Origin of the sequence: Flavobacterium cheongpyeongense, assembly GCF_003202435.1 — a bacterium.
GTDB lineage: Bacteria > Bacteroidota > Bacteroidia > Flavobacteriales > Flavobacteriaceae > Flavobacterium > Flavobacterium cheongpyeongense.
On the sequence record NZ_QJHK01000018.1, the window covers coordinates 1 to 24,160 of the forward strand.

At 34.1% G+C, this 24,160-nt stretch carries 17 protein-coding genes; all 17 read left to right on the forward strand.

All coding sequences use genetic code 11. The annotated features are described in order from the left end of the window. Positions 1 to 1,352 (forward strand): T9SS type B sorting domain-containing protein (locus DMB65_RS17395; RefSeq protein ID WP_123955359.1); only part of this gene is annotated, 1,352 nt, incomplete at its 5' end. A gap of 57 nt (positions 1,353 to 1,409) precedes the next feature. Then, positions 1,410 to 2,315, forward strand: coding sequence for a PorP/SprF family type IX secretion system membrane protein (locus DMB65_RS17400; protein ID WP_110307893.1), 906 nt, complete (start codon positions 1,410 to 1,412; stop codon positions 2,313 to 2,315). Positions 2,316 to 2,325: 10 nt separating this feature from the next. Continuing rightward, the gene (locus tag DMB65_RS17405) at positions 2,326 to 4,266 is read left to right on the forward strand and encodes an OmpA family protein (RefSeq protein WP_110307966.1); all 1,941 of its coding nucleotides are present in this window, start codon (positions 2,326 to 2,328) and stop codon (positions 4,264 to 4,266) included. A 795-nt stretch (positions 4,267 to 5,061) separates the two neighbouring features. Next, positions 5,062 to 5,487, forward strand: coding sequence for a CBS domain-containing protein (locus DMB65_RS17415; protein WP_110307895.1), 426 nt, complete (start codon positions 5,062 to 5,064; stop codon positions 5,485 to 5,487). A 152-nt stretch (positions 5,488 to 5,639) separates the two neighbouring features. Beyond that, the gene (locus tag DMB65_RS17420; protein ID WP_110307896.1) at positions 5,640 to 7,931 is read left to right on the forward strand and encodes an NADP-dependent malic enzyme; all 2,292 of its coding nucleotides are present in this window, start codon (positions 5,640 to 5,642) and stop codon (positions 7,929 to 7,931) included. 65 nt (positions 7,932 to 7,996) lie between these two features. Continuing rightward, the gene (gene ruvA / locus DMB65_RS17425) at positions 7,997 to 8,578 is read left to right on the forward strand and encodes a Holliday junction branch migration protein RuvA (RefSeq protein ID WP_110307897.1); all 582 of its coding nucleotides are present in this window, start codon (positions 7,997 to 7,999) and stop codon (positions 8,576 to 8,578) included. Between the two features lie 25 nt (positions 8,579 to 8,603). Then, positions 8,604 to 15,875, forward strand: coding sequence for a T9SS outer membrane translocon Sov/SprA (gene sov, locus DMB65_RS17430; protein WP_110307898.1), 7,272 nt, complete (start codon positions 8,604 to 8,606; stop codon positions 15,873 to 15,875). Positions 15,876 to 15,958: 83 nt separating this feature from the next. Further along, the gene (gene gcvH / locus DMB65_RS17435; protein WP_110307899.1) at positions 15,959 to 16,339 is read left to right on the forward strand and encodes a glycine cleavage system protein GcvH; all 381 of its coding nucleotides are present in this window, start codon (positions 15,959 to 15,961) and stop codon (positions 16,337 to 16,339) included. Then, complete coding sequence (locus tag DMB65_RS17440; protein WP_110307900.1) at positions 16,332 to 16,715, forward strand: VanZ family protein; 384 nt, start codon at positions 16,332 to 16,334, stop codon at positions 16,713 to 16,715. Before gcvH ends, DMB65_RS17440 begins: the two co-directional genes overlap by 8 nt. A gap of 81 nt (positions 16,716 to 16,796) precedes the next feature. Further along, complete coding sequence (deoC, locus tag DMB65_RS17445; RefSeq protein ID WP_110307901.1) at positions 16,797 to 17,540, forward strand: deoxyribose-phosphate aldolase; 744 nt, start codon at positions 16,797 to 16,799, stop codon at positions 17,538 to 17,540. After that, entirely contained in the window at positions 17,540 to 19,678 is a 2,139-nt protein-coding gene (locus tag DMB65_RS17450) for an energy transducer TonB (RefSeq protein ID WP_110307902.1), read from the forward strand. The genes deoC and DMB65_RS17450 overlap by 1 nt, the downstream gene beginning before the upstream one ends. Before the next feature lie 154 nt (positions 19,679 to 19,832). Further along, positions 19,833 to 20,735: a heme o synthase gene (gene cyoE / locus DMB65_RS17455; protein WP_110307903.1), complete on the forward strand. Its 903-nt coding sequence runs from the start codon at positions 19,833 to 19,835 to the stop codon at positions 20,733 to 20,735. Positions 20,736 to 20,737: 2 nt separating this feature from the next. After that, the gene (locus DMB65_RS17460; protein ID WP_110307904.1) at positions 20,738 to 21,325 is read left to right on the forward strand and encodes a cytochrome c oxidase subunit 3; all 588 of its coding nucleotides are present in this window, start codon (positions 20,738 to 20,740) and stop codon (positions 21,323 to 21,325) included. A 42-nt stretch (positions 21,326 to 21,367) separates the two neighbouring features. After that, on the forward strand, positions 21,368 to 22,354 hold the full coding sequence (locus DMB65_RS17465) for a cytochrome c oxidase subunit 3 (RefSeq protein WP_110307905.1): 987 nt from the start codon (positions 21,368 to 21,370) through the stop codon (positions 22,352 to 22,354). Between the two features lie 18 nt (positions 22,355 to 22,372). Next, positions 22,373 to 22,723: a cytochrome C oxidase subunit IV family protein gene (locus DMB65_RS17470; protein WP_110307906.1), complete on the forward strand. Its 351-nt coding sequence runs from the start codon at positions 22,373 to 22,375 to the stop codon at positions 22,721 to 22,723. Positions 22,724 to 22,801: 78 nt separating this feature from the next. After that, entirely contained in the window at positions 22,802 to 23,458 is a 657-nt protein-coding gene (locus tag DMB65_RS17475) for a hypothetical protein (protein WP_110307907.1), read from the forward strand. Between the two features lie 12 nt (positions 23,459 to 23,470). Further along, complete coding sequence (locus tag DMB65_RS17480; RefSeq protein ID WP_110307908.1) at positions 23,471 to 24,160, forward strand: SCO family protein; 690 nt, start codon at positions 23,471 to 23,473, stop codon at positions 24,158 to 24,160.

The window sequence follows — 24,160 nt, forward strand, 5'->3', positions numbered from 1 at the left end:
GCATCCCTTATGTGATAACCGACGGTACAGCCACCGCTACCGCCAATGAATTGATTAGCGTAAGTCCTGCCAACGATGCACCGGTAGCCGTTGACGACAACTATACCGTAGCCGAAGAAGGCACCGTGACCCTGACCCCGTTAAGCTTAGATACCGATACAGATGGGGATACATTAAGCATCACCAGCATCAACGGCACAGCGTTAACCCCAGGCACGGCTCAGGTAATTGCCGTGACCAACGGAACGGTTAACATCACCGCAGCGGGCGTGATTAGTTTCACTCCCTCAGCCAACTATAACGGATCGGTAAGCATCCCTTATGTGATAACCGACGGTACAGCCACCGCTACCGCCAATGAATTGATTAGCGTAAGTCCTGTAGATGATCCTATTGTGGTAAATAATGATGGTTTGATTACGGTTGATGGAATTAATGGAGCATTGGAATTTATTAATATTTTAGATAATGATTCGTTATATCAATTACCATTAAATCTGCAAGATATCGTTGTTTCATACCCAACAAGTCTTTATTTTGAGTTTAACTCAGATGGAACAGTAAATGCAAAACCAAATATCCCGGGTGGTAATTATTCATTTACATATCAGGTATGCGAAAAAGCAAATCCATTAAATTGCGCTTCGGCAACATTAAATGTTTTTGTAGAAGTCCCAGCAATAGCAATTATAAAAACAGCCACGTTTAATGACATAGATAATAGTGGTTATGCAAATGCCGGAGAGACAATTACATATAATTTCAAAGTAACTAATACAGGTAACGTTCCATTATCCGAAGTAACGGTTACAGATCTTTTGCCAGGAATTGTATTGTCCGGAGAACCAATTAGTCTGGCAGTTAACGAATCTGATGAGCATACATTTACTGCAACGTATACTATTTTGCAAAGTGATATTAACAACAAGATGGTTACTAATCAGGCCAGTGTAACAGGAGTTAGTGCAATTGGGGTTACAGTAGAAGATAAATCAGATAATGACAACGATCTTGAAGATAATCCGACGGTTACAGATCTTGAAGGTTGTGTTATTAAAGTATTTAATGCAGTCTCTCCTAATAATGATGGTGATAATGATGAACTTTATATTCGGGGTATCGAATGTTATCCTGATAATATAGTAGAGATTTATAATCGTTGGGGCGTTTTGGTATTCGAAAAGAGTCATTATGATAATATAGATAATACTTTTAAAGGAATGTCTGAAGGTCGTACAACGATTAAAAAATCAGAAGGACTTCCTACAGGTACTTATTTCTACATTTTGAAGTATAAAGATAGTGATGCTAAGCAGCATGAATCATCAGGTTATTTATATCTAAGTAATTAATAAAATAAATGGCTTGCTGTTTTTTATATGGCAAGTCATTTAAATAAAAATAATTAAATGAAAAATTTAGTTTTAGTTTTCATGTTTTTTTCTGCTATAGGTTTTGCACAACAAGACTCGCAGTATACGCAATACATGTATAATACCATCACAGTTAATCCTGCTTATGCCGGATCCCGTGGGTTATTAAGTGTGTTTGGTTTGCATCGCTCGCAATGGATTGGTTTAGAAGGTGCTCCAAGGACAAATGCATTTTCGGTTAATACGCCTTTAAATGGCAATCATTTAGGGTTAGGAGTATCGGTTGTAAATGATAAAATCGGGCCTACAGTTGAAAATACATTTTCAGCAGATTTGTCTTATACTGTTCCTACTTCTGAAACATTTAAGCTTTCTTTTGGAATCAAAGGGACAGCGAATTTGTTTAATATTGATATGAATAAATTAGATATAAAGGATCAGGGAGATAAGAAATTTCAGGACTTAGACGGAAAGTTATCTCCCAACATTGGAGCCGGGGTATATTTGCATTCAGATAAGATGTATGTTGGATTATCTGTTCCTAATTTTATAGAGAGCGACCGATATAATGACGATCAGGTTACTATTTTTAAAGAAAAGATCAATTATTATTTTATTGCAGGGTATGTTTTTGATATAAATCCTTATGTTCAGTTTAAACCAGCATTACTCACCAAAATGGTACAAGGATCACCATTGCAGGTAGATGTTTCGGGTAATTTTATGTTTAATGAAAAGTTTGTTTTAGGACTGGGGTATCGCTGGAGTGCATCAGTAAGTGCAATGGCAGGATTTCAGGTTTCAGAAGGATTGTATATAGGATATGCTTATGACCATGAAACGACAAGGCTTCAAAAATATAATTCGGGATCACATGAGATTTTCTTACGTTTCGAGTTATTTAATAGTTACAGCAGAATTACTTCACCAAGATTCTTTTAATCAGGATAATATGAAAGTTAAAAAAACAGGATACACTGTATTATTATCATTATTTGTTTTAACAGCAGTTGCTCAAAAAACAAAGATCGAAGATGCAGATAAAAAATACGACAAATATGCTTATATAGACGCTGTTGACGTATATGAAAAGGTTGCAGAAAAGGGATATAAAGACGAAAAAATGTTTCAGCGTCTTGCAAATGCATATTATTTTAATGCAGAACTGATAAAAGCAGTAAAATGGTATGATCAGCTTTTTGCGTTGAATGTAGAACAAGATCCGGAATATTTTTATAGATATGCACAATGTCTTAAGGCAAATGGTAACTATGAAAAGGCAGATAAAATATTGGAGGAATTCAATAAAAAAGCAAGCACTGATAAGCGTGGAATATTATTTGAAGGCAATAAAAATTATTTAGAAGTAATTAAAGCAAATTCAAATCGCTTCGAAATTGCTGATGCTGGTATAAATTCGGTCTTGTCAGATTATGGAAGTGCTTTTTTTAATAATAAAGTAGTTTTTGCCTCTGCCCGTGACACAGGCGGTGTTTCCAAAAAAACGTTTAAGTGGACAAATAAATCGTTTACAAATTTATATAGTGCGGTTTTATTGGAAGACGGAAGCTTAGGTGCACCTGAACGTTTTCATAAAAACATTAATTCAAAATTTAATGAATCAACACCAGTTTTTACCCGGGATGGCAAAACGATGTATTTTACCCGAAATAATTTTTTGGACGGCAAGAGAAGAAGCGACGAAAAAAAAGTAACGCTTTTAAAGCTTTACAGTGCAACCCTGATTGATGAAAAATGGCAAAAAATAACCGAATTGCCTTTTAATAGTGATCAGTTTAGTGTGGCACATCCCGCATTGAGTCCAGATGAAAAAACGTTGTATTTTGCATCAGATATGCCGGGAACTTTCGGGCAATCGGATTTGTATAAAGTTCGTATAAACGAAGATGGTACTTTTGGAAAACCCGAAAATTTGGGTACTGAAATAAATACAGAAGGAAGAGAAACTTTTCCTTACATATCAGATGAAAATGAGCTGTTTTTTGCCAGTGACGGACGACCTGGTTTAGGCGGACTGGATATATTTGTTTCAAATATAAACCCTGATTCTAGTTTTGAAGAAGTTCAGAATGTGGGAGAGCCAATAAATACAAAGCAGGATGATTTTGCTTTTATAATCAATAGCAAAAGCAGAGAGGGTTTCTTTTCTTCAAATAGAGAAAACGGACATGGATTTGATGATATTTATCGATTTAAGGAAATTCGAAAACTTACATGCAAACAAATTCTGACCGGAATAATTTCTGATTCAGGAACCGGTGAAACACTTCCGGATTCTAAAGTAGTTTTGGTTGACGAACAATTTAAAACTATTGCAGAGGCAGTGTCTGATTCAAAAGGAAATTATACTTTTTCAGATGTGAATTGTGGAAAAAAATATTATGTAAGAGCCTCAAAAGTAGATTATGAGACAAAGGAAATTCCTGTGACAGTTATAAAATTATCAGGAGAAACCACAATCCCTATCCAATTAGAAAAAAGAATTAAGCCAATTGCAGTTGGAACAGATTTGGCAAAAATACTTGAGATTCCGATTATTTATTTTGATTTGGATAAAGCTACCATCAAAAAAGAATCTGCCTTTCAGTTAGAAAAAATAGTAGAGATACTAAACCAATATCCTAATTTTAAATTAGATGTCCGTTCTCATACAGATAGCAGGCAAACAGCAAGGTATAACGAAGTTTTATCTGAAAAGAGAGCTAAATCTACAATAAAATGGCTGGTTGAAAAAGGAATTGACCCGAAACGATTAACTGGTAAAGGTTATGGTGAAAACCAGCTTGTTAACCAGTGTGCAGATGGAGTTAAATGCAGTGAGGAAGAACATCAGCTTAACAGACGAAGCGAATTTATTATTACAAATTTATAAATGAAAGTATCGTAAAAAAGGGATTTTCTAAATGTAGAAAAGCCCTTTTTTTGTTTACAATAGTTCTGAAATTTGTGTTTAAGACAATGAGAAGACTTCGTAAATCATTTATCGCTTTCGCATTTTCAGGGTTTACAAATAAGATTTTATGAAGTTCAGTTAACAGTTCAAATTCATCAGTAGGAAACATTTTTAATACATTTCTAAGACGAGAGCTACATTCATCAGTAGATGGATTTAAGTAATGAACTAACGGTTAGCTAATTTTTTTTATCAAGTGTGTGAAAATTTTAAAGCAACATAACTATAGTGTTTTGAAGGTGATAAATAGAAAATGCAAATTGTATGAAACAAAAAAAGTGTATAAGTCAGAAGAATTAAAGTGTTTCGATACCCGAATTAAAGAACTTAGAAACCACAAAGTATTATTGCAAGCTAATTTATAGGATTACTGATACTTAAAGATTTGCAATCTATCCATAAGTGAGGCTGGGGAATTCAATCCTAATCACCCTTATCTAATTGAATGATGTAAAGCTTTAGAAATAGCTGTAAATGAACTACTTGTTTTTTCATTGCATTTACAATTAAAGCTATACACAGATGAAAAGTTAAAAATCTAACTTTTTAACAAAAAAGGGTTGTGATTTTTTTCTTTCTTTAGTGAATAGTTTTGTAAAATTAAAATATGATGTATTTTGTTTAAAATGAATAGATTGTGTATTAAAAAATGAAGGAAACCTGTTTTTTTGTGTTTAGTTTTTTTTAACTTTATAGTCCTAAAATTTTTCAGATATGACTGTAAATCAAATACTAAATGCAAAAGGGAAAAATGTTTATTCCGTAGGTTCAACAACAACTGTTTATGAAGCATTGAAAATAATGGGTGAAAAAAACATAGGTGCTATCCTGATTATCGATGGTTCTGAATTAAAAGGAATATTGTCTGAAAGGGATTATGCACGAAAAATCGTTCTAAAGGACAAATCATCTAAAGAAACTTTCGTTGATGAAATTATGGAAAGTACTGTTTTTACGGTAAAACTTTCTGATAATTTAGAAAACTGCATGGAACTCATGAGTTCAAAAAGAATAAGGCATCTACCGGTTCTGGAAGACGAGATTGTTGTAGGAATTATTTCGATTAGCGATGTTGTAAAAGCTATTATCGAATTGCAAAAAGATACCATAAATCATCTTAACTCTTATATTTCACAATAAAAATAAATAACAAGGTTTTAGAAATAGTCCGAAAGTATATCGGGCTATTTTTTTTATGAAAAATTTAAATATTCGTAGTAAAAGTACACGCAAGAACAAACAGTTTTGATCCAAGTCTTATATCTTTGTAAAGCACAATTAAAGTGAAAAGAATGAATAAAGATAGTAAAAGAAGAGAAGCGTTATTGTATCATGCAGAACCTACTCCAGGGAAAATTCAGGTAGTTCCAACAAAAAAATATGCCACCCAAAGAGATTTATCATTAGCTTATTCTCCGGGAGTTGCAGAACCATGTTTAGAAATTGCAGCAAACATTGAAGACGTCTACAAATATACAGCAAAAGGAAATTTAGTTGCCGTAATTTCAAACGGTACAGCAGTTTTGGGGCTTGGAGACATAGGTCCTGAAGCAGGAAAGCCGGTAATGGAAGGGAAAGGTTTGTTGTTTAAAATTTTCTCTGATATTGATGTTTTTGATATTGAGATAGGGACAAAAGATGTTGAAGAATTTATTCAGACCGTAAAAAATATTGCCCCAACATTTGGCGGAATTAATCTTGAAGATATTAAAGCACCAGAATCTTTTGAAATCGAAAGAAGATTGATAGAAGAGTTAGATATTCCGGTAATGCACGATGACCAGCATGGAACCGCTATTATTTCTTCGGCAGCTTTGATTAATGCACTGGAATTGGCAGGTAAAAAACCAGAGGATGTAAAAGTTGTGGTTTCAGGTGCCGGTTCTGCTGCTATAGCCTGTACAGATTTGTATGTTTTGCTGGGGGTCAAAGTTGAGAATGTTTTAATGTTCAACAGTAAAGGACTTTTAACAAAGGATAATCCTGCACTTTCAGAGTTGCAATTGAAATATGCTGTGAATGGTCCTAAAATTGAATTGGCAGAAGCAGTAAAAGGTGCAGATGTTTTTATTGGATTGTCTTCGGGAAATATTTTATCCTCAGAAATGTTGTTGTCAATGGCAGATAATCCTATTGTATTTGCGATGGCAAATCCAAATCCAGAGATTGATTACAACTTAGCGGTAGAAACACGAAAAGATGTTATTATGGCCACAGGGCGTTCAGATTTTCCTAATCAGGTAAATAATGTTCTCGGATTTCCTTACATTTTTAGAGGAGCACTTGACGTAAGAGCTACAAAAATCAATGAAGCTATGAAGATGGCGGCTGTAAAGGCATTGGCTTCCTTAGCAAAGCAATCTGTTCCGGAACAGGTAAATGTAGCGTATGGTGCTACAAAATTAGGTTTCGGGCGTGAATATATTATTCCTAAACCATTTGATCCAAGATTGATTGCAGTTGTGGCACCTGCTGTAGCAAAAGCTGCTATGGAATCAGGAATAGCTAAAAATCCAATTACAGACTGGCTTGCTTATGAGGAAAGACTTTTAGAACGTCTAGGCAACGATAATAAAATGGTTCGTTTAATTGCTAACCGTGCAAAAATGGATCCGAAAAGAATTGTTTTTCCGGAAGCAGAGCATCTTAATGTTTTAAAAGCTGCCCAAATTGTACACGAAGAAGGGATTGGCTTTCCGGTTTTATTAGGAAATAAAGAAATTATTTTAGAACTGAAAGAAGAGTTAGGTTTTGTTGCAGATGTTGAAATTATTGATCCGAAAATAAAAGAAGAAGAACAAAGAAGGGACAAATTTGCGAAGTCTTACTGGTCGACCAGAGAAAGACGTGGTATTTCATTATTGGATGCCCAGAAATTAATGCGTGAAAGAAATTATTTTGCAGCCATGATGGTTAACGAAGGTGAAGCTGATGCCTTGGTTACAGGGCATTCACGAAGCTACCCATCTGTTTTAAAACCAATGCTCCAATTAATTGGTAAGGCAAATGGAGCCTCACTTGTAGCAACGGCAAACATGATGCTTACAGCCAGAGGTCCAATGTTCTTGTCGGATACAGCCATTAATATCAATCCTTCTGCAGAAGATTTGATAAATATTGCTGTTATGACATCAAAAACAGCTAAAATCTTTGGAGTTGAACCAGTAATAGCAATGGTTTCTTATTCTAATTTTGGATCATCAACGCATCAGAATGCCTCAAAAGTAAGAGAAGCAGTTGCTTACTTGCATAAAAATCATCCTGATATGGTTGTTGACGGAGAAATTCAGGCTGATTTTGCCCTAAATCCAGAAATGCTTCAGGAGAAATTTCCTTTCTCTAAATTGGCAGGCAAAAAAGTAAATACATTAGTTTTTCCTAATCTTGAATCTGCAAATATTACCTATAAGCTGTTAAAAGAATTGTATCAGGTAAACTCTATTGGTCCAATTATGATGGGAATGGGCAAACCCGTTCATATTTTTCAATTAGGTGCAAGTGTTGAAGAAATGGTAAACATGGCTGCTATTGCAGTTATTGATGCTCAGGGAAAAGAATTGAAGAAAAATAAACAGGCTATATAACAGGATGTATAAGTAGTTATTAAGATTGTCTTAATTTTATTATATTTGGCACCACAAATAATATTATGATAGCACATTTGCAAGGAAAATTAGTAGAAAAAAACCCAACAGAGGTCATTATTGATTGCGCAGGAGTTGGTTATCAGGTCAATATCTCCCTGCATACTTTTTCGTTGATTCCAAATACTGATTTTATAAAATTATATACACATCTTTTAATCAGGGAAGATGCTCATACATTATATGGCTTTGCTGAAAAATCAGAAAGGGAAATATTTAGGATGCTAATATCTGTTTCGGGAATCGGTGCTAATATTGCCAGGACAATGCTGTCATCGATAGAACCAAGACAAATTATAAATGCAATTGCTTCGGGAGATGTAGGAATTATTCAGTCTATCAAAGGAATTGGTAATAAAACAGCTCAAAGAGTAATATTGGATTTGAAAGAGAAAGTCTTGAAATTATACGATTTAGATGAAGTTTCTATTGTTCAAAACAATACAAATAGAGATGAAGCGTTATCTGCTTTAGAAGTTTTAGGTTTTGTTAGAAAAACTTCGGAAAAAGTGGTGGAGAAAATTGTAAAAGAGGATCCGGACGCTACTGTAGAAACTATTATCAAAAAAGCTTTAAAAGCTTTATAAATCACTATTAAGACACCTGAATTGTATGCGTAAAATTTTACTTTTTTTACTGGTTTTAATGTGTGGTAATGCTTTGCATGCACAGGTAAATCCAACAATTCAGGATACTACCAAAACAGGGTTTTCTGTTGGGAAATTAGAGTTGGAAAATCCATCAAGCGTACTTTCGGCATACAAGTACGATCCAATTACAGACCGTTATATTCATACCAGTACAGTTGATGGTTTTTCTATAGACTATCCTTTGGTCTTAACACCAAAAGAATATGAGAACTTACTGCTTAAAGAATCCAGAAGGAATTATTTTAGACAAAAAATGATTGCTATTGACGGAAAAAAAGCAGGAAGTGAAGAGGCAAAGAAAGATTTGTTGCCAAGATATTATATCAATTCAAGTCTTTTTGAATCTATTTTTGGAAGTAATACAATTGATGTAAAACCGACAGGTTCTGTTGAAATGGATTTGGGGTTGCGGTATAGCAAACAAGACAATCCATCCTTTTCACCAAGAAACAGATCTAGCCTGACTTTTGATTTTGACCAACGAATTAGCATGAGCTTAATGGGGAAGGTGGGAACAAGATTAGAAGTAAATGCTAATTATGACACCCAGTCTACCTTTGCTTTTCAAAATTTATTTAAACTTGCTTACACTCCCACAGAAGATGATATTGTTCAAAAAGTAGAAGTAGGTAACGTAAGTATGCCCTTAAATAGTACTTTAATCCGTGGAGCACAAAGTTTGTTTGGTGTCAAAACCCAACTGCAATTTGGAAAAACAACAGTAACAGGTGTATTCTCTGAACAAAAGTCACAAACAAAAAGCATAGTTGCCGAAGGTGGTGGGACAATTCAGAATTTTGATTTGTATGCACTGGATTATGATAACGACAGGCACTTCTTTCTATCGCAATATTTTAGAAATAAATACGATGCTTCATTAAAAAATTATCCTTTTATTGATAGCAAGGTTCAGATTACAAGGTTGGAGATTTGGGTAACAAACAAGCAAAATCGTGTGAGTACAACAAGTAATAACCTGCGAAATGTTATTGCGCTTCAGGATTTAGGAGAAGCACAGCTTACAGGACTGTCTGATTCAGAAATAGTTATTAATACTTCTGCCGGTTTTTTTAATGTGAATGCTGACTCACCTACAGATAATGGAAATAACAAATATGATCCGGCTGTAATTGGTCAGCCCGCCTCTTATCTAAATTCAAAAATAAGAGAAATTGTAACAGCCAAATCTGGTTTTAATCCTGCAGATGTTCCTAATGTTAACGAAGGAACGGATTATTCTGTACTGGAAAATGCCAGAAAATTAACGGCGACTGAATATACTTTTAACCCTCAGTTAGGTTATATTTCTTTACAGCAGCGTTTAGCCAATGATGAAATTTTAGCAGTAGCGTATGAATATACTGTTGGTGGAGTTGTATATCAGGTAGGAGAATTTGGTAGTGACGGTGTTGATGGAACGGTGGTAACAGGAAGTACTCAGAATAATAATCAGGCTGTTATTACGCAAAGTTTGATTTTGAAAATGCTGAAAAGTAGCTTAACAAATGTTAATAATCCGGTTTGGAACCTGATGATGAAAAACATTTATCAAATACCGGGTGCTTACCAGGTAAAACAAGATGACTTTAGATTCAATATCCTTTATGCAGATCCTTCTCCAATAAATTATATAAAGCCTGTTGATGATGCAAACCCTTTTCCTTCAAATCCTGCGGTAGGTAATGAAGTAACAGAAACACCATTGTTGAAAGTTTTTAATCTGGATAAATTAAATTATAATAATGACCCGCAGGCCGGTGGTGATGGTTTCTTCGATTATCTTCAGGGAATCACCTTTGATGCACAAAACGGACGAATTATTTTTACGACTAAAGAGCCTTTTGGGAAGTTGTTATTCGATAAATTGAATACAGGAACGGGAGAAAACTACAATGTTCCGTCTACATATAACCCCAATCAAAAGAAATATGTGTTTCAAAACATGTATAAAACTACACAGTCAGGTGCTTTACAAGACAGCGATAAAAATAAGTTTTTATTAAGAGGAAAATATAAATCATCAGGAAGTGATGGAATTCCGATAGGTGCTTTTAATGTTCCGCAAGGTTCTGTAGTAGTTACTGCCGGAGGAAGAGTTCTTGTTGAAGGAGTGGATTATAGTGTCGATTATCAGTTAGGACGAGTTCAGATTTTGGATGCATCCTTACAGGCTTCTAATACACCAATAGAAGTTTCCTTAGAAAATAATTCGGTTTTCGGTCAACAGACCAGAAGGTTTATGGGATTAAATGTTGAGCATAAAATTTCGGATAAATTTATAGTTGGCGGTACCTATTTAAAAATGACAGAAAAACCGTTTACTCAAAAATCGAGTTACGGACAGGAATCTGTAAATAATACAATTTTTGGATTTAATGGAAATTATTCAACGGAAATTCCATTTTTTACCAGATTAGTAAATAAACTGCCTAACATTGATACAGATGTTCCTTCTAATCTTTCGATAAGAGGGGAAGTTGCTTTTTTAAAACCGGATGCACCAAAAGCAAGTGATTTTGAAGGAGAGGCTACTATATACGTAGATGATTTCGAAGGATCACAATCAACAATAGATATGCGATCTGCTTATGCCTGGAGCCTGTCTTCGACACCATATATTAACTCAACAGGGGATAATACTTTTGGAGCAGATTTTAATACTCTGAATTATGGATATAAAAGAGCAAAATTATCATGGTATTCTATCGATCCAATTTTTTACACTCAAAAACCATCCGGAATATCAAACGATGATTTGTCTTTGAATACTACAAGAAGAATTTACAGCAAAGAGTTATATCCAAATACAGATATTGCTCAAGGACAATTGCAGGTAATCAATACGCTTGATTTGAGCTATTATCCTTCTGAAAGGGGGCCTTATAATAATAATCCAGATTTTGGAACAAGTGCTGCAAATGGTAATTTCGGTGGAATTATGCGTTCTTTAAATTCAACGAATTTTGAGCAGAGTAATGTAGAATATATTCAGTTTTGGGTACTCGACCCGTATGTAGGAAATGCATCTGCACAGCCTTCTAATGTTGGAAAAATATATTTTAACTTAGGAGAAATCTCGGAAGATGTTTTAAAAGACGGAAGAAAGCAATATGAAAACGGACTTGGTCCGGATCAGGTCTTAGTAAACCCGCAGCCAATTTGGGGAGATGTTCCGGCTTCGCAATCCTTAATTTATGCATTTGACAACAATGCGGGTAACAGAACCAATCAGGATGTTGGTCTGGATGGTTTGCCAAATGGAAAAGAAGCTACTATTTATAATAATTATGCTTCAGAATCTGATCCGGCGGCAGATGATTATACCTATTTCTTAAATACTGACGGAGATGTTCTGAATCGGTATAAAAAATATAATGGTGTTGATGGAAACTCTGCCGTAGATATAAATTCTGCCAATAGAGGATCAACTACGCTTCCGGATGTAGAAGATATCAATCGGGACAATACCATGAACACGATTAATGCTTATTATGAATATAGTATTGATATTAAGCCCAATATGAAAATTGGAGAAAATTATATAACAGATATAAGAGAACCCGAGACAGTTGGAACTATAAATTTGCCTAATGGCGGAAACACAACAGCCAGATGGATCCAGTTTAAAATACCGGTTGCAGAATATAAAAATAAAATTGGAACTATTTCTGATTTTAGGTCTATCCGATTCATGAGAATGTTCATGACCGGTTTTAATGATCAGGTTACAGTACGTTTTGGAGCATTGGATTTGGTTAGAGGAGAATGGAGAAAATATGATGGGAATCTTGATGCAGCAGATGATAATCTGAGCAATAGTAATGATGGAACAGACTTTAATGTTCAGGCGGTAAATATTCAGGAAAATGATACTAAATGCCCAGTTAATTATGTTATGCCGCCAAATGTTCAAAGAGAACAGCTGTATAACAATAATACAGTAATCAATCAAAATGAGCAGTCATTGGCATTACGTGTTTCCGGAAATGGATTAGAAAAGCAAGATTCAAGGGCGGCGTTTAAAAACGTAAGTCTTGATATGCGTCAGTACAAAAAACTAAAAATGTTTCTGCATGCTGAATCATTAGATAATGAAGTGGCTCTTGGGGAGGACGAAATGATAGCATTTATTCGTTTTGGAAATGACTTTACAGAAAATTTCTATCAGGTTGAAATGCCATTAAAAGTTACTCCAACAGGAGGTGGTTGTACTATCAATCCAAATCAGGTTTGGCTCGACGCTAATCAAATGGATTTGGCTCTTGCGTTATTGACAAAAATGAAGATTAAGGGGATGAGTGTTGATTTTAACTCCCCTAAACGTGATATAAACGGAATTTATTATCCGGATAATGATCCTGAACTGATTCCTGAAGGAGGTGATGGAGACAGTAAATTGAAATTAGGAATAAAAGGGAATCCTAATTTTGGGTTAGTGCGAAATTTAATGGTAGGTTTAAAGAACAATACTACTGATAAAAAGATAAAGGGGGAGGTCTGGTTCAACGAACTTCGCTTGTCTGATATGGATAATAAGGGTGGTATGGCCGCCATATTAAGTATTGATACGAACATGGCGGATTTCGCTACAGTTTCAGCAACGGGCCGAAAAAGCACCATTGGTTTTGGATCTCTCGAGCAAGGTGCAAACGAAAGAGATCGTGAAGATGTTCAGCAGTATAATATTGTTACGAATTTGAATTTAGGAAAATTATTGCCACCAAAATGGGGCATTAACCTTCCGTTTAATTATGCAATTGGAGAAGAGGTAATTACACCTGAATACGATCCTTTTAATCAGGATATTAAATTAAAACAATTGCTTGATGAAACAACAGATCAGGCAACAAAAGAGAATTACAAAAACAGAGCAATAGATTATACCAAGCGAAAAAGTATCAACTTTATTGGAGTTAGAAAAGACAGGGCGCCGGAACAAAAACCACATGTTTACGATGTAGAGAATTTTACTTTTTCTCAATCCTACAATCAGGTCGAACGGCATGATTATGAGATTGAAGATTATGAAGATCAACTGTCAAATTCATCAGTAAATTATACTTATACATTTCAGCCGAAAGAAGTAGTGCCTTTCAAAAAGACTAAATTCATGAAGAAAAGCGAATATTGGAAACTGTTAAGCGACTTCAATTTTAACTATTTGCCTTCTAATATTTCATTTAATTCAAATATTATAAGACAAAGCAATAGCCAGCAATTCAGACAGGTTGAAGATGTTCCCGGAATTGGTCTGGAAACCCTTTACAGAAGAAACTTTGCACATAATTATCAATATGGATTTGGATTCAATCTGACCAAATCTTTGAAACTAAACTATACGGCTGCTTCAAATAATATTGTTAAAAATTATTTGAATGATGACAATACCCCAAAAGACGATTTTAATTTCTGGGATGATTATTTTGATCTCGGTACACCAAATCAGCATACACAACAATTAGTTTTAAATTATGATATTCCAATCAATAAATTGCCAATTTTTAGTTTTGTAAAGGCAAATTATTCGTACACGGCAGATTATAACTGGCAGCGTTCTTCATCTGCAATGTCTCAACTTGAAGTAGAAAATACTGACGGATCGACCACAATCAATAATCTGGGAAATACAATTCAAAATGCAAATTCAAATACATTAAGTACAACCTTTAATATGGGAACGTTGTACAAGTATTTAGGGCTAACGCCAGGAGTCAAAAAAACAGCAAAACCAAAATCTGTTGCCCCTCCAAAACCCGGAGAAAAAGTAGTAAATACGAATAAAGCACCAACAGCCAAAAGTCCGTTTTATGATGGTTTAATTGGAGTTTTGACCAGTGTAAAAAATATTCAGGTAAATTATACAGAAAACAGTGGGACAGTTTTACCGGGCTATACACCAAGCATTGGGTTTTTAGGAACTTCAAAACCAACGTTAGGTTTTATTTTTGGAAGCCAGGATGACGTACGTTATGAGTCAGCTAAAAATGGCTGGCTAACGACTTCTGATAAGTTCAATCAAAATTTCACACAAGTCAATAATAAACTATTAAAGATAACAGCGAATGTTGATTTGTTTCCTGATTTTAAAATAGATTTAACAATGGACAGGTCGTATTCTGAAAACACTTCAGAACAGTATAGCGTTACCAATGGAGTATATAAGCCGTTGTCCCCGTATACATATGGAATGTTTTCTATTTCTACCGTATTAATCAAAACAGCATTTTCTGCCAGTGATGAAAATGTATCAGCAGCTTTTGATGATTTTAGAGAGAATCGATTAACAATAGCTAATCGCTTAGCAGAAGATCGATATGGTACTGCTATTCCAAGATATGATGCAGCAGCTCTTCCTGTTGAAGATGTAAATGTGCCTATAGATAATCTCGCAAACCCAAATAATACTGAAAGGAAACAAATTATAGCAAATGATGGCTATCCTGTGGGATATGGTAAAAGTAATCAGGCTGTTTTATTGCCTGCTTTTTTAGCTGCTTATTCAGGCGGTGATGCCTCTAAGACCTCGACTGGGATTTTTAGAAATTTCCCGATTCCAAACTGGAGTATAAAATACAATGGACTGATGCGTTATAAGTATTTCAAAGACAGGTTTAAACGCTTTTCTTTACAGCATAATTACAGAGCTTCCTACACAATTAATCAATTCAGATCAAATTTTGATTATAATGAAAATCCAGATGGCACGGATGTAAATGGTAATTTCTTCAATAAGACGATCATGTCTAATGTGAATTTGGTAGAACAGTTTAGTCCGCTGCTTCGTGTTGATTTCGAATTGAAAGGATCTTTAAGAGTGCTTACAGAAGTTAAAAAAGACAGGGCTTTATCAATGAGTTTTGATAATAATTTATTGACAGAAGTAAAAGGTATTGAGTATGTTGTTGGTTTAGGATATCGTTTTAAAGATGTTATTTTTTCATCGACTTTGGCAGATAATCCTACCGGAATTATAAAAAGCGATATTAATATCAAGGCAGATTTCTCCTATCGAAATAACCAGACTCTGGTTCGTTATTTAGATTATGACAATAATCAATTGGCAGCCGGGCAAAATATCTGGTCATTAAAACTTACTGCCGATTATGCTTTTAGCAAAAATCTTACGGCAATATTCTATTATGATCATTCGTTCTCTAAGGCTGTAATATCGACATCATTTCCATTGACCAATATTCGATCTGGATTTACCCTTCGCTACAATTTCGGAAATTAATTTTGTGATTATAAACTAATTTTTATTAGAAGATTGTTACATTTGTTGCTTTAAAATAAATTATCAATTTCAAACATAGTAATATGAGCATACCGGCAAATTTAAAGTACACAAAAGATCACGAATGGGTTAGCATCGATGGAGATGTTGCAACTGTAGGAATTACTCATTTCGCTCAAAAAGAATTGGGAGACATCGTGTACGTTGAAGTAGAAACTTTAGATCAGACATTAGGTAAAGATGAAGTTTTTGGAACTGTTGAGGCTGTAAAAACAGTTTCTGATTTGTTTCTTCCCTTATCAGGAGAAATCATTGCTTTTAATGGAGATTTGGAAAGCACACCGGAGGCAGTAAATTCTGATCCTTACGGAGCAGGATGGATGATTAAAGTAAAAATAGCTAACGCTTCAGAAATTGATACATTATTATCAGACGAAGCATACAAACAACTAATAGGTGCCTAAACAACTTCTTTTATTGTGGGCTATAATTTGCTCAGGAATCATTACCTATTTTTGTCTGACAGACTCAGGTAATGTTCCCGCAGTAAGTTTTCCCAGTATCGATAAAATAGTACATTTTTGTTTCCATTTTGGTTTTACGTTTTCGTGGATTTTGTTTTTTAAAAAAGAATTTAAAGGAAAGGTACCAGATGATTATAAAGTCTATTTAATTTCATTTATATTTTCAGTTTTTTTTGGAATAACCATTGAAATATTACAAGGTGTTTTTACTAAAACAAGATCGGCAGATGTAACGGATATTTTAGGAAATGCAATTGGTGCCACAGCAGCTGTTTTTGCTGCAATGGTTTTTAAAAATCAGATCGATAAAATATAAAAAAAGAACTCCCACTTCGGTGGGTTTTTTATTTTCTGAATTTTAAATGTATTTTTGTCACAATACCGTAATTTTAAAATCATGAATATTAAACAATATTTAGATTCTACTTACTTAAAGACTGCCTCTCAGTCCGGTCTTTCGGAAACAGAAAATACTGTTTTGGTTAAAAATGCAATTACAGAAGCGATTACGGAAGATTTTAAGTTGATTATGATCCGGCCGGAACATGTTGGTTTAGCTAAAGAAATGATTTTGAAAGCAAATTCAAGTTTGCTTGTGGGAACTGTTATTGATTTTCCTGAGGGTAAATCAGCCCTGGAAACCAAAAGCAAAGAAGCAAATAAAGCAATTGAAGACGGTGCAGATGATTTGGACTTTGTCTGTAATTACGAAGCTTTTAAAAATGGAGATATTGAACTGGTAAAGAAAGAAATTTTAGCAGGGACACAAATAGGACTTACCCATAATAAAACAGTCAAATGGATTATTGAAGTTGTGGCTTTAGATGATAAAGAAATCATTCAGCTTTCAGCTTTAATAAAAAATATTGTTATTTCGAATTTTGATGAAGAAGATTACGCTTCGGTTTATGTGAAATCATCAACGGGATTTTATAAAACTCATCATAATTTGCCTAATAATACAACCCTTCCGGCTATTGTTATGATGCTCGAAAATGCCGCACCCTTGCCGGTAAAAGCATCCGGAGGAATTAAGTCATACACAGAAGCAATAGAGATGATCCGTTTAGGGGTTAAACGAATCGGGACTTCATCTGCAAAAGCAATAGCAAATGGTGAAAATACCACAAATCAATATTAATGAAAATCAAAAATATTTTGAATAAAAGTTTTATAGCTTTCAGTCTGGCGTTATTATCATTATCTGTTTTCTCACAGGAAACTCATAATTCTTCTGTGAAACCAGGTTTTTATGCAGAAAGGTTTCCGGTATTTCCGGGGTGTGAAAATTTAGAAACTAAGCATTTAGAAAATTGTTTTTATAAAGAAGTCCAGGATTTAGTTTATCAAAATTTTCAAATTCCTGAAAATTTAAAACAGGCAAATTACAAAGGTGAAATTAAAGTGCTGTTCGAAGTAGATGAAAACGGCGTTTTTAAAGTAATTTACGTAAATGCCTCAAATGATGATTTAGCTAAGGAAGCCAAACGTGTTTTTGAGAAATTCCCAAAAATCAAGCCTTCTACTTATAATGGTGTTGCAACTTATTCAAAATACACTATTTCAATAAATATACCTTTAAAAAGTACGGAGCAAATTGCCGAAGAGGCTTTGGCAGCAGCCGGGATTTTAAAACCAGCCAAAAAACCAATGACAGAACTGGATAGCATTGTATATAAAAAATATAATAATCCTGAATTCGAAAGTCATTTAAATATGCCCTTTTCACATAGTTATTATGCACAATTTGACGAGGCTATGAATCAGGTAGGAAGTAATAATCACACGTCTTCGAAACCTTATACTTATGCAGAAGTTTCAAAATATTATGATTTAAAAGCCGTAAACGAATCGCTTCAGAAAAAAGCTTCAGGCTGGTTGGGGAGAAAGTGGTGGAATGAGAATATGGTGCAGATTCAGGGAGAAGATTATTGGTTATCACTAAATCCAATTGTCGATTTGCAAATGGGTAAAGCTTCGGATCTGGATTCCTATACTTATGTAAATACCAGAGCTGTTAATTTTAGGGGTGGGTTAGGAAAACAAATTAATTTTACTACGACTATTTTTGAAAGTCAGGGCAGGTTTGCAGGATATTTTAATGATTATGCAAATTCTTTAAAACCTTCAGGGGGAAATCCTGCTATAATTCCGGGTATGGGGATTGCAAAACAATTTAAAACCGATTCGTATGATTTTCCTTTAGCAGAGGCCAATATAACATACACCCCAAGTAAAATTTTTGATTTTCAATTGGGTTATGGAAGAAATTTCATTGGTGATGGATACCGTTCATTACTGGAAAGTGACGGGGCAAGTCCCTATCCTTATTTTAAAATCAATACAACTTTCTGGAAAATAAAATATACGAATACGTATATGTGGCTCAAAGATGTTCGTCCGGATGCTACGGTAGATAAGACGTATGCTTCAAAATATATGGCAAATCATTATTTGAGCTGGAATGTTTCAAACAAACTGAATTTAGGTTTCTTTGAATCAGTAGTCTGGACAGATACTAATAATAGAGGATTTGATGTGAATTTTGTGAATCCGATTATTTTTTATCGTTCTGTTGAATTTGCTTCGTCTTCTAAAAGCGGAAATGCTCTTTTAGGTATCACATCAAAATTTAAATGGAATAATCAGATTAATTTATATGGGCAGTTTTTAATTGATGAATTTTCATTTGGAGATATAAAGTCAGGTGATAATAGCTGGAAAAACAAACTGGGATATCAGTTGGGGGCTAAATATTTTAATGCTTTTAAAGTTAAAGATCTGCTTCTTCAGTTAGAGTACAATCATGTAAGGCCGTATGTGTACTCTCATAGCGCAGCTATTACTAATTATGCACATAATAATCAGAGTATTGGTCATCAGTGGGGCGGTAATTTTGAAGAACTCATTGCCATAGGACGTTATCACAAAGGTCGTTATTTTGCTGATGCAAAGTTGACAGTGGGTAAAAGAGGTTTTGATTTTGATACCGCCGGAGACTCATTTAATTATGGAGGCAACATTTATAAAAGTTATGATGAAAACCGACCTTACGATAGTGGGGTAAAGGTAGGTCAGGGTAACACAACCAATATTTTTATTGCTGATGTTCAGGCAGGATATTTAATAAATCCAATGACTAATTTAAAGTTTTTTGGAAGTTTTATCTACAGGAATTTTGATCCTGTTCAAAATACGGCAACTACTTTTAAGCAAAGTACAACCTGGTTCACAATTGGATTGCGTTCGGATGTCTTTAATTGGTATTTTGATTATTAAAATTAATAAGATTTTTCAAAACAATTGTATTGAAAGATAGCAAGTCCTTATTTTATAATGGTTTTAATGAAAAAATCTAATTTTATAGGTCAGAATTCTATAATCTAATTTGTACATTTGCACCACTCAAAAAAACAGACAAATAATTACCGTATTGAACGCTATTAAAAATACAATTTCACTCAAATCAATATTTCTGGATTTCAAAGAAATTACTAAGGCTGGTTTAGCTATCAGTGTTTTGTTTTCTTCTATTGCGGGTTATTTATTAGGTGTGAACAATGAAAATCCTTTTGAATGGAGTGTTTTAGCTGTTTTAATGATTGGGGGGTATTGTATGGTTGGGGCTTCTAATGCGTTTAATCAGGTCATAGAAAAAGATATTGATTCTTTAATGGACCGTACCAAAAACCGACCAGTTCCTTCGGGGCGGATGTCTCCAAAAGTGGCTTTGCTGGTTGCTGGTTTGCTTACAGTTATTGGTATTACTTTATTGTATACGATAAATGCAAAATCGGCCATGTTTGCGGCAATTTCGATATTTTTATATACAAGTATTTATACACCTTTAAAAACGGTAACATCATTATCTGTTTTTGTAGGTGCTTTTCCCGGGGCGATACCTTTTATGTTAGGATGGGTTGCAGCAACAGGAGAATTTGGAATAGAAGCAGGTACTCTGTTTTTAATTCAGTTTTTCTGGCAGTTTCCTCATTTTTGGGCAATTGGATGGTTCTTGTATGGCGATTATGAAAAAGCCGGAATCTTTATGCTTCCAACAGGAAAAAAAGATAAAGGAACAGCTTTGCAGATTATATTATATACGATTTGGCTTATTATAGCTTCATTATTGCCAGTTTTAGGGTATACGGGGCAGTTATATATTTCGACAATCGCAGCAGTTTTGGTATTTGTACTTGGTTTGTGGATGTTGTTTTATGCAGTTCGTTTGTATCAGTTAAGGACAGCGAAATCTGCGAGAACCTTAATGCTGGTGAGTGTTTCGTATATTTCTTTATTACAGATTGTATATATAGTAGATAAATTTTTAAGATAGTTATGGAAATGACAATGAAAATAAGTGAAGAGCAAGTGCAAAAATCAAAATCTGCCAAATTGATTTTGTTGTTCGCAATGGTTAGTATGACCATGATGTTTGCAGGGCTTACAAGTGCATTTGTAGTTAGTAAATCAAGAGCAGACTGGCTGAAGGATTTTCAAATCCCAACTGCTTTTTATTTTAGTACAGCAGTCATTATTGGCTGTAGTGTTGCTTTTTATTTAGCAAAAAAAGCAATTGAAAAAGGAAATAGAAGTGCAACTACTGCATTTCTTTTAGGGACATTTGCTATGGGAATTGCTTTTGTGGTTTTACAATTCAGAGGTTTTGGACAAATCATCGAAAGTGGTTATTATATGACAGGACAGGGTAGTTCAATTACTACAACTTTTCTTTATGTAATTGCACTTATGCATCTGTTACACCTGGCCGGCGGATTAATTTCACTTTTAATTATAATTTATAATCATTTTAAACAAAAATACAATCCGGCCCAAACTCTTGGAATAGAACTAGGTGCGATGTATTGGCACTTTTTGGATTTATTATGGGTATTATTATTTTTATTTTTATATTTCTTTAAATAAGAAAAAAACGTAAATTTGGGAACTTTTTAATGAATAATTTTTATGGGAGCGACAGTTACTACTGCAAATAACGACGAAAAAACTTGGGGAGGCGGAGGAGATATCCAGCCATTAGGAGCAAGTTATGGTAAAATGATGATGTGGTTTTTTATCGTATCAGATGCCTTGACATTCTCAGGATTCCTTGCGGCTTATGGATTTTCTAGATTTAAATTTATTGAAACATGGCCCTTGGCTGATGAAGTGTTTACCCACTTTCCTTTTATGCACGGTGTTTCTGCTCCGATGTATTATGTAGCCTTAATGACTTTTATTTTGATTTTCTCATCTGTGACAATGGTTTTAGCTGTTGATGCAGGGCATCAGTTAAAGAAAACAAAAGTTGCGGTCTATATGTTCTTAACTATTATTGGAGGTTTTATCTTCGTTGGTTCTCAAGCCTGGGAGTGGAAAAACTTCATTAAAGGAGAATATGGTGCCGTTGAAACAGCAGGTGGAAGTTTGTTGCAATTTGTTGATGCAAGCGGAAAAAGAGTAGCTTTGGCCGATTTTGCAGTAAAATTACCGGAGCAAAGAGAAGCTTTGACAAGAAGTCATTCAACTTGGTTTGTTGAAGATGCTGAAACACAACCAACTTTTACAGTTGCCGAAGTTCAGGCTGGTTTTAAAGCACATCCTGAATTATTAATAAGAACCGAACAGCTTACTGCAAAAAAGAAAAAAACAGTATTGACCAGAGCAGAATCTGAGTCTCGTTTAGGTACTGCAAAATATGTTGTAGAAGGAGCTAACCTTACAAGAAATGAATACGGAAGCAAACTATTTGCAGATTTCTTTTTCTTTATTACAGGATTCCACGGTTTCCACGTGTTTTCGGGAGTTATTATCAATATCATTATTTTCTTTAATGTATTATTAGGTACTTACGAAAAGAGAAGAAGCTACGAAATGGTAGAGAAAGTTGGTTTGTACTGGCACTTTGTCGATCTTGTTTGGGTGTTTGTATTTACAGTTTTCTACTTAGTTTAATTTTACATTTTAATTATTATGTCACACGAGCACGTATCAAATACAAAAAGAATCTGGTTAGTTTTTGGTTACCTGTCAGTAATAACTACAGTAGAAGTTATTTTAGGTATCATTAAACCAGAATCATTAGAGTTTACGCATTTTATTGGTTTAAATTTGTTAAACTGGATTTTTTATATTCTAACACTTGTTAAAGCTTATTTTATTGTATGGGCATTTATGCACATGGAAGGTGAAAAAAGCAGCCTTAGATGGTCTGTTGTTTCGCCTGTTATTTTCCTGGTTTTATATTTATTGTTTATTCTGCTTACAGAAGGACATTATATTTATGGGGTTTTTAAAGATTCTACTATTAAATGGAATTTTTAACATGATATTAATTCGAAAAGAGGCTCCGTTTAACGGAGCTTTTTTTATTTTTGTACTCCAATAACTTCCCTACTTACAATGAAAAAAAATATAGTTCTCTTTGTACTTTTTGTTTTGCCAATTGTAGCCTATTTATTTTTTGCTTCAGGTGTTAATAGTTTTACAACATTACCTGTAATTACACCTAAAATTGCTGATTTTGGTAATTGGAAATCCCTAAATGGCAAAGAAGTTCTTCTGGATAAAAAGATAACTGTTTTGGGTTTTTCAGGATCTGATATTTTGAGTAACAGAGGAAATTATTTCAATCTAAATGAAAAAATTTACAAGCGTTATAATGGTTTTGAAGACCTTCAGTTTGTAGTTATATGTCCGCTTGGGACAGAGAAAGAGGCTCAGAAAATAGTGGATGCTTTATCACCTTTTACAGATGTAAAAAACTGGAATTTTGTTTTTGCATCAAATCAAGAGATTCAGAAGTTTTACGATCAATTGCATTTAAAAGGGAAACTGGATAAAAATCTTGGTACTTCTAATGTTTATATTGTAGACAAAGAACGAAACTTAAGAGGTAGAAAAGGTGTTGCTAAAGATCAAAAAGAAGAATACAAAGAAGGTTATAATACTTTTCATCCTTCTGAATTGAGCAACGAGATGTTGGATGACTTTAAGATTATTTTGTATGAATATCGTGCTGCTCTTAAAAAGAATCATAATGCTACTAAACAACTCTAAATTGAACTCATAATGTTTAAAAATAAATCATATATCGGTATTTCGTTTATTATTTTAATTTTCGGAATCTATGCAGTGCCAAAAATCGTAGACAGAATAAAAAATGGAGACGTTGTAAAAAACGATCGGCTGGATAATGCAGATTTGAAAAATTCAAAATCGGATACAAAGTTGTTGACCATTGGTTCGGCACCAAAATTTGAATTAACCAATCAGGACAATCTGAAAATTTCTAATGAAAGCTATAAAGGAAAAGTATATGTATTAGAATTTTTCTTTACTACTTGTCCGTCTATCTGTCCAAAAATGAATTTAAGCATGTTAGAGATTGAAAAAACTTTTTTCGGGAATCCTAACTTTGGTATTGTTTCCATAACGATTGATCCAACTCATGATACTCCGCAGGTTTTAAAAGATCACAGAAAATTGTTAGGCGTTAAATCATCAAACTGGAATTTTTTAACCGGAGATAAAGCAACTATTATGGATTTGTCAAACAAGGGTTTTAATTTGTACGCAGGAGAAAATGCGAAAGTAAATGGTGGTTTTGAACATTCGGGATTATTTGCATTAATTGATAAAGAAGGGAATATTCGTTGCCGTAAGGACGATTTCGGAAATCCAATTTTATATTATGACGGCTTGGACAAAAAAGGCGTTAGAGACATTCAGCAGGATATTAAAATATTATTAGAAGAATAA

Excerpts from the sequence above, each read along its gene's own strand:
- ruvA (WP_110307897.1), top strand. The coding sequence starts at position 7,997 with ATGATAGCACATTTGCAAGGAAAATTAGTAGAAAAAAACCCAACAGAG.
- DMB65_RS17405 (WP_110307966.1), top strand. The coding sequence starts at position 2,326 with ATGAAAGTTAAAAAAACAGGATACACTGTATTATTATCATTATTTGTT.
- DMB65_RS17470 (WP_110307906.1), top strand. The coding sequence starts at position 22,373 with ATGTCACACGAGCACGTATCAAATACAAAAAGAATCTGGTTAGTTTTT.
- DMB65_RS17460 (WP_110307904.1), top strand. The coding sequence starts at position 20,738 with ATGGAAATGACAATGAAAATAAGTGAAGAGCAAGTGCAAAAATCAAAA.
- DMB65_RS17450 (WP_110307902.1), top strand. The coding sequence starts at position 17,540 with ATGAAAATCAAAAATATTTTGAATAAAAGTTTTATAGCTTTCAGTCTG.
- DMB65_RS17480 (WP_110307908.1), top strand. The coding sequence starts at position 23,471 with ATGTTTAAAAATAAATCATATATCGGTATTTCGTTTATTATTTTAATT.
- DMB65_RS17420 (WP_110307896.1), top strand. The coding sequence starts at position 5,640 with ATGAATAAAGATAGTAAAAGAAGAGAAGCGTTATTGTATCATGCAGAA.
- DMB65_RS17465 (WP_110307905.1), top strand. The coding sequence starts at position 21,368 with ATGGGAGCGACAGTTACTACTGCAAATAACGACGAAAAAACTTGGGGA.
- sov (WP_110307898.1), top strand. The coding sequence starts at position 8,604 with ATGCGTAAAATTTTACTTTTTTTACTGGTTTTAATGTGTGGTAATGCT.
- DMB65_RS17415 (WP_110307895.1), top strand. The coding sequence starts at position 5,062 with ATGACTGTAAATCAAATACTAAATGCAAAAGGGAAAAATGTTTATTCC.
- gcvH (WP_110307899.1), top strand. The coding sequence starts at position 15,959 with ATGAGCATACCGGCAAATTTAAAGTACACAAAAGATCACGAATGGGTT.
- deoC (WP_110307901.1), top strand. The coding sequence starts at position 16,797 with ATGAATATTAAACAATATTTAGATTCTACTTACTTAAAGACTGCCTCT.
- DMB65_RS17400 (WP_110307893.1), top strand. The coding sequence starts at position 1,410 with ATGAAAAATTTAGTTTTAGTTTTCATGTTTTTTTCTGCTATAGGTTTT.
- DMB65_RS17475 (WP_110307907.1), top strand. The coding sequence starts at position 22,802 with ATGAAAAAAAATATAGTTCTCTTTGTACTTTTTGTTTTGCCAATTGTA.